A 13,603-nucleotide genomic window follows, 5' to 3' on the forward strand; every position below is an offset into this window, starting at 1 on the left:
CCCTTGGTTGGTGGCGTTCTGGGGCGCCGCATCAGCAAGCCTTATTATGTCTTTCCTAACGACATTTCTTTTGGGTAAGCAGATGAAGCGGGAATTTGCGGCGGGGTACACGACCAGTCGGTTGGGGTATCCGAATTTGGAGCAGGTGGATGAGTCGACCGGTCTCATTGTTCGTGCGGCTGGGGAACCCTTGATATCGCGGCAGGAGCACCGCGCTCGAGTCCAGGCATTTAGGGCAAGCCTCGTGGACTCGTGAAGGCTAGTTCACCGCGCTGGGCCGTTATCGTACCGGGGGCTGTGTTCGGTGCGGCCATGGTGGGGCTCACCATCTATCGGATGCTTCGTGCGTCGGGCGATGATCCGGTGAAGGCCGCGGTGTTCTTTGGCGGTCTGATTGTGGCTTTGTGCGTGGTGGCCGGCATTGTGGCGATCGCGTATCGCGTCGCGTCTACGTCGACTCAGCGCTTGTTGACGGTGCTGGAAGAGAAACACCACGGCCAGGCGTTCGCTATCTTGAAGACCGAGGGTCTGCAGGCAGATACAGCAACCCTGGCTCCCGCGCTGCGGGGCGCCCCGTGGAGCAAACGCACGGTCTACGCCGTGGTTATGGTCGACGCCGATTCGATCACGTTCTGGGATGGCCCCGTGAAAGCACCGTTCGTGACCGCTCGGTTGGCCAGAAGCGAGGTGACAAGCGTCGAGGTCTCCCGCGGCCTGACGAGATTCTTCACAGTTCGCGCCTATGAGGTCACTCTCCTGCATGCCGGGACGATTCTGCGGGTGACGTTCGCGCCCGCCCTCGTCGGAAGCATGATCGTGCGGCCGATTGACGATGATGCTTTCATGGCCTTGCGATCTCCTCTGACCGACACGAGTGACGCGTCACTCGGTCCCGCCTGATTTGAAAACCGGCGCTTCACCGGCGCGGCCTGCGTCGAGGAACTGAACGGGTGTGTTGGCACTCGAGCGACACAAGTTGGGATAAATTGCCGAAACAGGGCTGGGCTCGTTCACTGTTTCGCAGGGGGACCCTCATGGGCACAGAGCCAAGGTCCGTGGTGGCGTAAATGAGCGGTGCATGCGAGTGCGGAATTTGTGCTGCCGAGTGTGGAAATCGACACGAAACGGCCCGGGAGCCTCCGCTGAAGGGACCGTCCCGTTTGCTCCGCCCGGGAGAATTCGCAGTCACGCGCGTCTAAAGGAGCGCCCGCCCTGTGAATAGCGTCGGGAACTTCACGCTCTCCGCCTCCACATCTGGATGACGTTGTCCGCGGCCTCCGCCTCGACCACAACCCGCTCTCGCTCCAGTTCCGCGGCCTGGCGTGCTCGGACTTTCCCTGCCACGTCCAGCAGATCCCACATTTGCTCGCCGGTTACTGACACCCCGCGGGCGCCAGTGCGCCGGGTTCGGCCGCGGATCAGGGCGTAGTGGGTGCGGAACACGGGTGCCCCGATCGCAGCCTGGGCGTCGTGGAAGAACACCACGTTGGATACCGGCCCGCTGCCGTCGTCGAGGGAGAGGAAGACGACGCGTTTGCCGCTTCGCATCGGGGGTGTGTGGGTGGCGCGGCGGACCCCGGCGACCAGGACTTCGGTGCCGCCCGGCAGGTTGACGAGGTTCGAGGCGGGGGTGACCCCGAGTTCTTTGAAGAGGGGGTAGAACCGGGTCATTTGGTGCTGGCTGACGGCGAGGCCGAGGTCTCGGAGTTCCACGTCTGTTTGGGTGCGGCCGCGGAGGTCGAGGGCGGTGACCGACCGGAAGAAGTCGGGCAGCGGAAGCTCAATGTCGAATGCGAGCTGGTCGGGTCCGACGGGGAGGGCCTTACCGCCGAGGCCTTGGATGTGGGCGAGGAGGTCACCGCGGCGGGCCCGGTCGTAGCCGATGAACGAGTCGAGGGCGCCGACCCGGGCGAGGGCTTCGAACGTGCGCCGGCGCGGCCGCACCCGGTCCCGGAAGTCTTGCAACGAGGAGAACGGTTGATGCTCGGCGATGCGCTGCCGCTCGAGCGCGCTGGAGCCGGCGAGTTCGGGCAGGGCGAGGCGGATGGCGAGCTGCCCGTCGCCCAGCTGCTCTACCCGGTAGTCCAGCGCGGACTTTTGGACATCGAGGCCGAGGACGGGGACGCCGAGGTTGCGGGCTTCGGCGACGATCAGGTCTTTGGGCCACATGCCGGGGTCGTGGGTGAGGAGCCCGGCGAAGAACGTCGCCGGGTGATGCGTTTTCAGCCAGGCGCTCTCATAGGTGGTCCGGGCGAACGCCGCCCCGTGCGCTTTGGCGAACCCGAAACTGCCGAATCCGGACAGCACCTTCCATGCCCGGTCGATGACCGGCGCGGGGAACCCGCGGGTGGCGGCCTGCTTTCGCACGTACGTTTCGATCTCGGCGAGGTCGCCGGATTTCCCGAGGTGCCGGCGGAACACATCGGCCTTGCCCATCCCGCAGCCGGTCAGCTCGTCGAAGAGGCGCATCACCTGTTCGTGGAAGACGACGACACCGTTGGTTTCGGCGAGGAACGGTTTGAACCGGGGGTGCATGTGGTCGGGTGCGACTTCCCCGTGCCGCGCCTTCAGGTACTGGAGGGGCATGTTCGCTTGCATCGGTCCGGGGCGGAACAGGCTGATCTCCACGGTCAGGTCGTTGAACACTTCCGGTTGGAGTTTCCCGATCAGCTCCATCTGCCCGGGCGACTCCAATTGGAAGACGCCGAGGGTGCGGGTGGTGCGGAGCATTTCGTAGGTGGGTTCGTCGTCGAGGGGGACCCGATCCAGGTCGATGGTCTCGCCGGTGAGTCGCCGGTGCTCCTCGATCGCGTACGCCATTGCCGACTGCATCCGGACGCCGAGGATGTCTAGCTTGATGAGACCCATGGGGTCCATATCGTGTTTGTCGTACTGGGACATCGGTAGCCCCATCCCGGAGCGTTGCACGGGCGTCCGGTCCAGGAGAGACGTGTCGGAGAGGATGACGCCGCAGGGGTGGACGCTGATGTGGCGGGGGAGCCGGTCGAGCTTCGCGGTCAGGTCCACCAGCTGGCTCGGTATCCTCATCGGCGGCGTGACGCTCGCTGCACTGGCCGCGACGGTATTCCTGCGCAAAAGCAAGCTCTTCGTAGGAGCGCGGGGCACCGGAATCGCCGGCGCCCTGTCCGGATTCATGAACGTGACCGCAGGCGTGGGCGGGCCGCCAATCGCCATCTATGCCAACTCCACCAACTGGGAGTACAAAGAGTATCTGGCCACCGTCCAGCTTTACTTCGCCGGACTGAACGTTCTGTCGCTGCTCGCACGGGGAGTGCCTGACCTCCCGACGGCAGGATGGGCGGTCGCGGTGGGAGCCGCGGTGGCAGGTCTCGTGATCGGAAACCTCCTCAGTTCAACCATCAACGAGTCGGTCGCGAAAAAGGCGGTCCTGGCCATCACGGGTATCGGCTCCCTAGCAACAGCGGTCCAGGGCGTGTTGACTCTTTAGAACGACCGACGAACGCCACGATCCCCGAACGTCAACGACATGATCCGCCCAATCGCTGTGATCGGCACCGGAACGTCTTTCCTGCGACCGCCTGATGCTGACCACAATTTGGCGGGAAGAAAGAGGGCGTGGCGAGAGAGCGTCGCGGGCCCTGATTCCTCGCGGCGGGTGCTCCAGCATCCTGCGGAATGGTGATGCTCGCTGGGGTCTGGGGTTTCACTCGCTTCCCGTTGGCGCGGTCAATGGCCATGTAGGTGCCGGGTGTGGGATAGATGAAGCGCTGGAATCCGTCCTTGTCTGGTCGGCCTTTCGGCTTCATCGCCTCCGGACTCGTCTTTCGGGCGACTTCCGACGAGGGTGAGAGCACCCCTCGCCGGCGTTCCGGAAGGATTCCACCAGCCCTCGGGCGAGTATTAGGGGGCTGGCGCACAATTCCTCGGCATGCGCTTGCACTATTGCAAGCGCTTGCAGTAGCGTGACCCGAGGGTGTAGTACCTCGTTTACCGAGTTCCGCTTCCGCGGCCCGCTCGCAATCGCCCGTTCCCAATGGAGCGCGTCGGCGTGGTCCGCTGGCGCGCGCGACAAGGAGTTCCATCGTGCGCAGATCAACCCGTCCGTTGTTTGCAGCGGTGGCCGGCCTGGCCCTAGTCCTGACCCTGAGCCTCGATGTAGGAGTGACAACGCCCCGGGCGGATGCGAGTCCGCCGGGTGCCAAGGACGTCACGGCGACGCTTTTCGAGTGGTCCTTCGCATCGGTCGCCCGGGCCTGCACGGATACCCTCGGTCCCAAGGGGTATGGATTCGTCGAGGTCTCGCCGGCCCAGGAGCACATCCAGGGCTCGCAGTGGTGGACCTCCTACCAGCCGGTCAGCTACAAGATCGCCGGGCGACTCGGCAACGAGGCCGCCTTTTCGAGCATGGTCAGCACCTGCCACACCGCCGGTGTCAAGGTCGTGGCCGACGCGGTGATCAACCATATGAGTGCGGGTTCCGGCACGGGCACGGGGGGCACCGTCTACAGCAAGTACGACTACCCGGGCTACTACCAGAACCAGGACTTCCACTCCTGCCGGACCCCGATCACCAACTACAGCGACCGCTCCGACGTGCAGAACTGCGAGCTCGTCGGCCTCGCCGATCTCGACACGGCGAGCACCTACGTGCAGTCCACCATCGCGGCGTACCTCAACCACCTCAGCGCCCTCGGCGTCGATGGTTTCCGGATCGACGGCGCCAAGCACATGGCCGCGGCCGACCTCTCCGCCATCAAAGCAAAGCTGACCAACTCGAGCGTCTACTGGGCGCAGGAGGTCATCGCCGGCGGGAACGAGGCGGTCCAGCCGGGCGAATACACCTCGACCGGCGATGTCGACGAATTCCGTGGGGCCTTCGACCTCAAACGCATGTTCACCAGCGACAAGATCGCCTACCTGAACACATGGGGCGAGTCCTGGGGCTACCTCGCGAGTAACAAGGCGCGGGTCTTCGTGGACAACTGGGACACCGAGCGCAACGGCTCGACCCTCAGCTACAAGGACGGCAACACTTACACGCTCGCGAACATCTTCATGCTCGCCTGGCCCTACGGCTCGCCGAACGTGTACTCGGGCTATGAATTCAGCAACACGGATGCCGGCCCGCCGACTGGCGGCACGGTCAACGCCTGCTACAGCGACGGCTGGAAGTGCCAGCACGCCTGGCGGCAGATCGCGAACATGGTCGCCTTCCGCAATACCGTGACGGGCACCTCGGTGACGAACTGGTGGTCTAACGGCAACAACGCGATCGCCTTCGGTCGGGGGAGTGGGGGCTTCGTCGTGATCAACCACGAGGGTGGCGCGATCAGCCAGACGTTCAAGACCTCCCTGCCCGCAGGAAGCTACTGCGACGTCCAGCACGGCGACCCCGGCGCGGGCGGCTCCTGCTCGGGCCCAAGCTACTTCGTCGCCGCTGACGGAACCTTCACCGCTACCGTGGGCGCCGGCGACTCGATCGCCCTGCACGCCGGAGCCCGCACGTAAGGGGATAGCCGACGCCATAGCTAGGGCTTCCGCGGCCTCGATGACTGGCCAACACCGACGTGCATTCCGTCTCCACGTGGCGATCGCGATGTGCGTTGAGGGTCGCCCCGACCAGTTCGTCGCGGTTGTACGCGCCAAACACGCGAAAACCCCGGTTCCAGAGGTCTTGAGTGGCATCGGCATCCAACAGCACGTGCGGGGTGGCTGACGTGAATGGGTAGTCGGCGTTGTTTGTCTTTTCCAGCTCATACAGATCGGCCGAGGAGGTCACAGTCAATTCGGAAACGCTGAGTCCGGCAGCCTGAACTCGCGAGAGCGCCAGGCGGAAGTTCGACAGATTTGGCGGATCCGCCAGTTCAAGCCGAGCACTCCAAGATCGGCCGACGACAGTGAACCCTCGTGCCTCCAAGCCCTCTCGCTGTGGATCAACGTCTCGCAACATCAACGATCACCGCAACGACGAGTGCCGAAGGTGCCACGTGGAAGGAAGGCGTCGCGGCGCTGGAGGCTCGTTTGCGTACTCCAGCGGGTGGGAGTAGCTCGTCGTGTGCTGCTGTCTCCCCAGCGGCCCTGTCGCTGCGACCTCCCGGCCGCACCGCTGGCAGCATCTGGCGAGGCGTACGCCGTGCAGACGGGGGTCTCGGCGTCCAGTCAGGACGCGAGCACCGTCACGTCAAGCGCGGGCGTAGCGCAGCGCAAGTTGGCGCAGGGTGGCTTCGATACCGGCGGCGTTCTGCCGAGGAAAGCCGAGCAACTCAAAGACCTTGCCCTGCACGGCTGGGACGGTGCTGTAGTCGAACGTCTCAGTGACGCGCGTCGACGTGGGCGTGAGCGGCGTGAGTTCCCAGCGCCACCGGTGGCCCGCTGGGCTACTCCATTCCACAAGCCGACCGTCCTCGAAGCGCGTCACCGTGCTGGTGATGCGATACCGGAGTCCGTGCTGCTTCATCGCTACCGAGAATTGTGCGCCCTGGCTGAGCCGCCGCGGACCCGACACTGTGTCGCGGACGGTGCCCGAGCCGTCCAGCTCACCGTGACGGTGCGGATCAGCCACCAACGCGAAGACGTCATCGGCCGAAGCCGGCACCTCGACAGTGCGCGCGACTTGGCGCGGTCCTTGCTCAACCTGTTCGACCGTCATGCTCGCTAGCCTAGGTCGTTCCCAACCGCCACTCCCCCGAAACTTCAGGACCTCGGTGACTTGGCGCCGAATCTGCGTCCGTCGAGGTCCGGCCTGCGGACAGCCCGCAGCTCAGTGTCGCCGAGATTGGGAACAATGGTCTTGATAACGAATTTAGATTTAGCGCCAGATGTTCGCCTTGCATTCTCACCTCTGACTCCTGACGATCTCGAATCAGTTTTTGGCGTCTTCAGCGATCCCGACACGTGGCGGCACTTGCACGTGGGTCGTCACAACACTCGAGAGCAGTCCAGAAGGATCGTCGACGACGCCATCAAGAGCCGGCGAGAACATGGCATTGGTCAATGGGCGGTTCGTGTGGGCGACCGGGGATCGGATGATGCGCTGAGAGCTGGCACGTTCGTCGGTACGGGTGGAGTGAACATGACTCCAGCGCCCGTCTGGAACCTCGGGTACCGTCTCTCCCCGGCGACGTGGGGGCGAGGTTTCGCGACGGAAATCGCCATTGCTGCGGTCGTTGCCGTCCGAGCACAAAGTGACTCGGTTGCGAGATCCCGTCAATCTGGTGCTGGCATTTTAGCGGTTGCTAAGCTCACGACATGATGTCCGGACTGGAAGATCAGAATGTTCCCGCCCCCGATCGTGGGCCGGGGGGGATGCGAAGCTTCCGTTCGGAGCTTGACAGCACGCACTACACCGCGGTCGACGAACACTGGGCAGGCGGTCTCCCAGCACAGTACGGTGTCGCTCCGCGGGTGCGAATTGGTAAGAGCAAGTGGTTCAACCTGTTGTGGTTGATTCCGATCGGCTTGGTGCTCTTGGTCATCGGCATCGCGGTAGCGAAGGGGATACGCGAGCTCCCTGCCGTGCAGGATTTCATTCAACAGTATCCGGGCGAGTCTGAGCTTCCGGAGAACGCGCCGGTGGGTTTCCCTGCATGGCTGGGCTGGCAGCACTTCCTGAATGCTTTTCTGATGATCTTCATCATCCGCTCCGGCGTCACAATCATCGCCGATCACCCGCGTTTGTACTGGTCCAGACACTCCACACCGGGTAAAGACTGGTTGCGTATGCAGAAGCCGGTGCCGAGTGATCCGCTGTATACGTCGAAGCAGGATTCGATCACCTTGCCGGACGGCGTCGGCTTGCCAGGGCGTCGTCACTCCATCGGGCTCGCCCGCTGGTGGCACCTCGGCGTTGACACGTTGTGGTTACTCAACGGAATCGTGTTCTACGTTCTGATCTTCGTCACCGGCCAGTGGATGCGCTTGGTCCCCATGAGTTGGGACGTCATCCCGCATTCCATTTCGGTCGCAATCCAATATCTGTCGCTGGACTGGCCGACGGAAAACGGCTGGGTCAACTACAACGGTCTGCAACTGATCGCCTACTTCATCACCGTGTTCATCGCCGCTCCGGCCGCTCTCATCACCGGGCTCGGGATGTCACCGGCGTTGTCGACCAAATTCCGGACCATCAGTTCGGTCTTCAGTATCCAGGTCGCACGATCACTCCATTTCTTGGTGCTCGCCTGGTTCGTCATGTTCATCATCATCCACGTGACCCTCGTGCTGACCACCGGCGCCCTCCGCAACCTCAACCACATGTACGCGTCACGGGACGACAGCTCCTGGGTCGGGTTTTTGATCTTCGCCGCCTCGATGGTGGTCATCATCGTCGGCTGGGTGGCGGCGACACCGTTCACGTACCGGCATCCGCGTGTGGTGCAGAAGGTGGGGTATGCGCTGATCGGTCCCGCGCAGCGGTTGTTCGAGCACATCGATTCGAAGCCGGGTCAGTACACGGAGAAAGATATCTCTCCCTATTTCTGGCATAACGGTAAGTTCCCGGAATCGGAGGAGTACAAGAAGCTCCAAGCTGGCACCTTCACGGATTACAAGCTGCAAATCGGTGGGCTCGTTGATAATCCGGTGGAGTTGGACCTTGAGCAATTACGGGCGCTGTCACACCACGAGCAAATCACGCAGCACTTTTGCATTCAGGGCTGGTCGGGTGTTGCGAAGTGGGGCGGCGTCTCAATGCAGACCATTCTTGACATCGCGAAGCCGAAGCCGGAAGCGAAGTGGGTGATTTTTTACTCCTTTGCGGTCGGTTCTGATGGTGGGATTTACTACGACGCTCAACCGATCGAGCAGATGAGTTACAAACTGACCATGCTGGCCTATGACATGAATGATGAAACGCTGTCGTTCGGTCACGGTGCTCCGCTGCGGTTGCGCAACGAGGTGCAGCTCGGTTTCAAGCTGGTCAAGTGGATTAAGGGCATCGAATTCGTCGAAGACTTCTCCGAGGTCGGCGGTGGTCTGGGTGGGTACGACAACGACCATGAGTTCTTCGGCTATCGGCAATCCATCTGACATCCCACGCACTGACCGACAGGTTGGAACAACTTACGATTGGAAGTCGGCTAGCCACAGGTCGGGGCCGAAGACTTCGTATTGGATGTCTTTTGCGGGTATGCCGCGGGCGATTAGCGCGCTGCGGACGGATTGCATGAAGACCAGCGGGCCGCACAGGTAGTATTCGGCGTCCGTGGGCAGTTCGATGGTGTTGACGTCCATGAATCCGGCGAGTTCGCCGTCGATAGTCTGCGTGGATTTCGTGGGTTCCACATACCAGGTGATCAGGGATGCGTCGGGCATTTTTGCCAAGTCTTCCCTGATTTGGTTACGCAAGGCAAAGGTGTTTGCTGAGTTGTCGGCGTGGAGAAAAGACACCTTTCGTTGGCTACCGGTCTTCACAAGGTGGGAGAGCATGCCCGCCATGGGCGTGACGCCGATTCCAGCGCTGGCGAGAACCACCGGCCGGTCGGTGAACTCCAGGACCACGTCGCGGCCAAGAGCCCGAAAGCTGGACGGATTAGCGTTACGGGAACAAGTCGCCACGATGCTCACCGATCGGTTCAGCCCGGAACAGGTTGCGGGTCGACTGAAAGTCGAGCATCCGGAGAATCCGGAGATGCAGGTGTCACACGAGACGATCTACCGGGCCCTCTACGTGCAGGGCCGCGGATCGTTGCGCTTGAGAGTTGCCACCGCGTTGCGGTCAGGGCGTGTCACACGGCGCCCGCAGCGGTCGGAGGGTCCGCGGCCGCAGAGGTTCCGGGACATGGTGATGATCTCTGACCGGCCGCCGGAGATCGAGGACCGTGCCGTTCCCGGGCATTGGGAGGGCGACCTGATCATCGGCTCGACCTCGTCGAAGTCCGCGATCGGAACCCCTCTCGAACGGACTACGGGATACGTGATGCTGCTGCATCTGCCCGGGGATCACACCGCTCGCACCGTGGCCGACGCGATGATCGTGGCAATGAACACCCTCCCCGAACAGCTGCGCCGTTCGACCACCTGGGATCAATGAGCGGAGATGTCTCGACACCAGGAAATCACGATGGCGACCGGGATGCCGATCCATTTCTGCGCTCCGCACTCGCCCTGGCAGCGTGGCAGCAACGAGAACACCAACGGGCTCTTGCGCGAGTACTTTCCAAAAGGCACAGACCTGTCCTTTCACGGGCCCGGGATCCTCGAGAACGTCGCTGCGGAACTCAACCGCCGGCCCCGCAAACGCCACGGCTACCGAACGCCCGCAGAGGTCCTCGCCACGCTAACCTCAAACCCAACCAATCAAACCGGTGTTGCAGACACCACTTGAATCCGCCCGATATGAGGCGCCTAGGTTAAGTGACACACTAGATCGCGCAGGAGTGGTTCACTCCTAAGTGAAAATATCCAGCGATCAGAGCGACCTTGGATGCGAACCGCTTCAAGACCGCCCGCCTAGTGTTCCGGCCTCATATCCTGCGGTGCATGGGATCTCCGTAACGCTCGGTCGTCTCGTTGTTGCACTGGTGTCCACTTGCACGGATCACGTGGAGGGTTACATCTGGTCCGGCCTGTGCCAGCACCTGGGCACGTCGACGGGCCCGCCGAGGTCGAGCTGGCCGTGGAGCAAGACGCCGGGGATTCCGGCGAGACGGTCATCATTACGCAGCAGTTGGTCTTCCTCGAGCCGGGCCCGGTGCGTGAAGTAGTGCGCCACGATGCGGGCGAACTGTAGCTGGAATGTGGGTCGGTGAAGCGAGGGCTGGGTGCCGAGCCGGGTTCGAGCGAGACGGCGGCGTCTCCCCAGTCGCACCAGCGCTGCGCTGCGTATCACTGTGGCGTCGTCGCTGTGGTTGAGTAGGCGGTCGTAGGCGGCGACGCGGTCACCGTCGCGCTCGGAGGCGGGGACTCCCTCGTGGAAGCGCTGTCATTTCTCGGGCAGGTAGCGGCCGGTCTCGTGGCGGAGCCAGCGCACGCCGCTGCGCTGGGTCATGTTGACGGAGACCAGGACTAGGGTGCGCACGTGCTGCGGTAGCACTTGGCATAGGTGAGGGCCAGTGTGCAGCCCCAGGATCCGCCCCAGAGTCACAGCTCGGAACGGTGGAGTACCGAGGGTGGCTTGTGGCCTATTTAAATACCCGACGCTAAGTGTTTGTGGCGTTCGGCAGCGATCGTTCGCACGACATGCCCAGAAGTGGAGGAGCGCCTGTCACTTACCGTGTAAGCACCAAGGTAATGAATGCGACTCTGAGCGATACGTCATCCCGAGGCACCCATCGAGTCCACCTCGCCAAATCGATCTCGGTCGTTTTTGCGGCACTGACCTAGGGTGGACGCATGGACGCTGACATCAACTTCTACTTCGACCCGGTCTGCCCCTTCGCCTGGATGACGAGCAAGTGGGTGCGGCAGGTGCAGGAGCAACGCAACTACACCGTGGACTGGCGGTTCATCTCGTTGCGCCTGATCAATGCCCAGGTCGACTACGACACGCACTTCCCTCCCGAGTACGAAGCTGGACACACCGCCGGACTCCGGCTTTTGCGGGTAGCCGCCCGCGCGCGAGCGGAGCACGGCCGCGAGGCGATGGCGCCGCTATACGCCGCCTTCGGGACCCACATTTTCGACACCGCCCCCGGCCCGGACAACCATCGGACCGAGGGCGAGGTGCGTGAGCTCCGCGGGACGCGTGAGTTTGCGGAGCCGATCCTCGCCGAGGCGGGCCTACCGCCCGAGCTGGCGGAAGCTCTCGACGACGAGTCATGGGACATCGAGATCCAGCAAGAGACGGACGAGGCACTCTCGCTGACGGGAAAAGACGTGGGCACGCCCATCATCCACTTCGAGCCGCCCGCCGGTGCGGCCTTCTTCGGGCCGGTGATCAGCCGGCTGCCACACGAGGACTCGGCGGTCGAGTTGTGGGACCACGTGGTCGGGCTGGCCCGCTTCCCGGGTTTTGCCGAACTCAAGCGCAGCCTGCGCGAGCAGCCACAGCTGGCCGCGTTCGGAGTCGACGCGGACACGGTCGGAAAGCAAGAAGACTGGCACGGCGGCAGCCGGCGGCAGCAGAAATGACCCCCTCCATTAGGGTAAATGCATGAATGAGACGAGCACCCTCAGCCACCAGGAGTCCATCATCGTCGAGGCGTCGGCCGCGTTTCTCTACGACCTACTCTCCGACATCACCCGCACCGGAGAGTGGAGCCCGGTCTGCACGTCATGCTGGTGGGACGACGAGGCCGAGGCCGGTCGGGTCGGTGCCTGGTTCACCGGGCACAACGAGCTCCCACACCGGACCTGGCAGACCCGGTCCGAGGTGGTCACGGCAGAGCACGGACGTGAGTTCGCCTGGGTGGTGGGCGGCAGCTTCGTGCGCTGGGGCTTCAGCTTCACCGCCGCGGAGACCGGGACGATGCTCACCGAGTCCTGGGAGTTCCTGCCGGACGGGATCGCCATGTTCGAGGAGAAGTTCGGCGAAAAGGCGCACGCTCAGATCACCGACCGCACCCAGCAGGCCCTCGGTGGCATACCGAAAACCCTCGCAGCGATCAAGCGGATCGCCGAGGTCTCCATCGACGTAGGGGCGAAAGCCCAGTCTTGACCGGGCCGCTCTCGGAGCGCATCGTGTCGTTGTAGAGCTGCCAATGACCGCGACCGGATCGCTTGGCGTGGAACAGGTCGAAATCGGTGTCGCGCACCAGGCTGGCTATTCTCGAGTGTTCCGTAAACAATGCGATGCCAATCGTTACCGTGGGCAGAATGTGGCGCCCATGGATGCTCAGCTCGGTGCCGACAGCAGCAGCGATGCGCGCGGTCAGGTACTGGTGTGGCTCGGCCGTCCCCATGCGGTCTTGCCTTCAACGCTCACGTTTCGTCCCTGGCAATCCTGCAACTCGGGACAGGAGCAGATGCCCCACCGGGCGGGCCGGCCCAGCGCACACTTCCGCTAGTCATTAGTGCTTCGATCCGTCACGGAGGATCGGTAGGTACTTCCACAAATCCCGCTGCGCCAGGTGGGCGCGTGCCCTGAGGCACGTCGTCCTGCGGTCATCCGCCGATGAGGGTTCGAAGGAGCGGCAGTCTTTGCGGGAATTACAATCAGTGACTGCATAGGTGACAGATTCAGTCTTTTGTGTGAATGGCAGCGCTAGATGGCGGTGAATTTGCATCGCTTCATGGCATGGGTGAAGGTTGCGCGCTACTGGTGAGCGTGGGCGATGACGTGGCAGACACCGCCCGCTTCGCAATCGCCTGGGTCGAGATGCTGGCTCGCGTCGATGATGTATTGCAGCTCTGTTTCAAGAATTACTAGTTCTTGTTGGCGGCGGTGCACATCCGCAAGTCTTTTCAAGAGGAGGTTGGAGACGTGTTCGCACGGCACCTCGCCAGCTTCTCTAACAGTGATGATGCCGCCAATTTCGGCCAATGTCAGACCAGCCGTCTGGGCAGACCGAATGAACCGCAGGCGCGATAGGGCCGCATCGTTGTAGCGGCGGTAACCGTTCCCCCCACGTTCGGCGTGATCCAACAGGCTGCGCCGCTCATAAAACCGGATCGTCTGTGCGGTTACGCCGCTCGCGATGGCCAGGTCTCTAATCTGCATATTCCCATTTCACCACTTGACCTT

Annotated in this window: 12 protein-coding genes and 1 pseudogene; 9 read left to right on the forward strand and 4 right to left on the reverse strand. The window is 62.9% G+C overall.

Annotated elements, in window-relative coordinates:
• Window positions 1-297: 297 nt before the first annotated feature.
• Window positions 298-900, forward strand: coding sequence for a hypothetical protein (locus E3O28_RS08835; protein WP_134415636.1), 603 nt, complete (start codon window positions 298-300; stop codon window positions 898-900).
• A 333-nt stretch (window positions 901-1,233) separates the two neighbouring features.
• Here E3O28_RS08835 and E3O28_RS08840 read toward each other — a convergent pair whose 3' ends face one another.
• On the reverse strand, window positions 1,234-3,027 hold the full coding sequence (locus E3O28_RS08840; RefSeq protein WP_166784777.1) for a hypothetical protein: 1,794 nt from the start codon (window positions 3,025-3,027) through the stop codon (window positions 1,234-1,236).
• Between the two features lie 28 nt (window positions 3,028-3,055).
• On the opposite strand from E3O28_RS08840, the gene E3O28_RS08845 reads away from it, so the two are divergent.
• Window positions 3,056-3,469, forward strand: coding sequence for a hypothetical protein (locus E3O28_RS08845; protein ID WP_166784778.1), 414 nt, complete (start codon window positions 3,056-3,058; stop codon window positions 3,467-3,469).
• Between the two features lie 596 nt (window positions 3,470-4,065).
• The gene (locus E3O28_RS08850) at window positions 4,066-5,490 is read left to right on the forward strand and encodes an alpha-amylase family protein (protein WP_241973067.1); all 1,425 of its coding nucleotides are present in this window, start codon (window positions 4,066-4,068) and stop codon (window positions 5,488-5,490) included.
• A gap of 673 nt (window positions 5,491-6,163) precedes the next feature.
• Here the strand turns inward: E3O28_RS08850 and E3O28_RS08855 are convergent.
• Window positions 6,164-6,631: an SRPBCC family protein gene (locus E3O28_RS08855; RefSeq protein ID WP_134343440.1), complete on the reverse strand. Its 468-nt coding sequence runs from the start codon at window positions 6,629-6,631 to the stop codon at window positions 6,164-6,166.
• Window positions 6,632-7,230: 599 nt separating this feature from the next.
• Between E3O28_RS08855 and E3O28_RS08865 the strand changes: the two genes are divergently transcribed.
• On the forward strand, window positions 7,231-9,009 hold the full coding sequence (locus tag E3O28_RS08865; RefSeq protein WP_198411557.1) for a molybdopterin-dependent oxidoreductase: 1,779 nt from the start codon (window positions 7,231-7,233) through the stop codon (window positions 9,007-9,009).
• 33 nt (window positions 9,010-9,042) lie between these two features.
• Here the strand turns inward: E3O28_RS08865 and E3O28_RS08870 are convergent, their stop codons facing one another.
• Complete coding sequence (locus E3O28_RS08870; RefSeq protein WP_241973073.1) at window positions 9,043-9,537, reverse strand: hypothetical protein; 495 nt, start codon at window positions 9,535-9,537, stop codon at window positions 9,043-9,045.
• Window positions 9,538-9,541: 4 nt separating this feature from the next.
• Between E3O28_RS08870 and E3O28_RS16965 the strand changes: the two are divergent.
• The 5 genes and pseudogenes from E3O28_RS16965 to E3O28_RS08895 form a co-directional block, all read left to right on the forward strand.
• Window positions 9,542-10,306 (forward strand): annotated as a pseudogene (locus E3O28_RS16965) (IS30 family transposase); the annotation flags it as partial.
• 243 nt (window positions 10,307-10,549) lie between these two features.
• Window positions 10,550-10,711 carry a hypothetical protein gene (locus tag E3O28_RS16315; protein ID WP_158250296.1) on the forward strand — a complete coding sequence of 54 codons (162 nt, stop codon included), beginning with the start codon at window positions 10,550-10,552 and terminating at the stop codon, window positions 10,709-10,711.
• Between the two features lie 602 nt (window positions 10,712-11,313).
• Complete coding sequence (locus tag E3O28_RS08885) at window positions 11,314-12,051, forward strand: hypothetical protein (RefSeq protein ID WP_134373204.1); 738 nt, start codon at window positions 11,314-11,316, stop codon at window positions 12,049-12,051.
• Between the two features lie 22 nt (window positions 12,052-12,073).
• On the forward strand, window positions 12,074-12,577 hold the full coding sequence (locus E3O28_RS08890; RefSeq protein WP_104102295.1) for an SRPBCC family protein: 504 nt from the start codon (window positions 12,074-12,076) through the stop codon (window positions 12,575-12,577).
• A 43-nt stretch (window positions 12,578-12,620) separates the two neighbouring features.
• Window positions 12,621-12,926: a hypothetical protein gene (locus E3O28_RS08895; protein ID WP_134415644.1), complete on the forward strand. Its 306-nt coding sequence runs from the start codon at window positions 12,621-12,623 to the stop codon at window positions 12,924-12,926.
• A 248-nt stretch (window positions 12,927-13,174) separates the two neighbouring features.
• Here E3O28_RS08895 and E3O28_RS08900 read toward each other — a convergent pair whose 3' ends face one another.
• Complete coding sequence (locus E3O28_RS08900; protein WP_134415645.1) at window positions 13,175-13,579, reverse strand: heavy metal-responsive transcriptional regulator; 405 nt, start codon at window positions 13,577-13,579, stop codon at window positions 13,175-13,177.
• Window positions 13,580-13,603: the final 24 nt, after the last annotated feature.

The organism is Cryobacterium sp. TMT2-14 (genome assembly GCF_004402465.1).
GTDB lineage: Bacteria > Actinomycetota > Actinomycetes > Actinomycetales > Microbacteriaceae > Cryobacterium > Cryobacterium sandaracinum.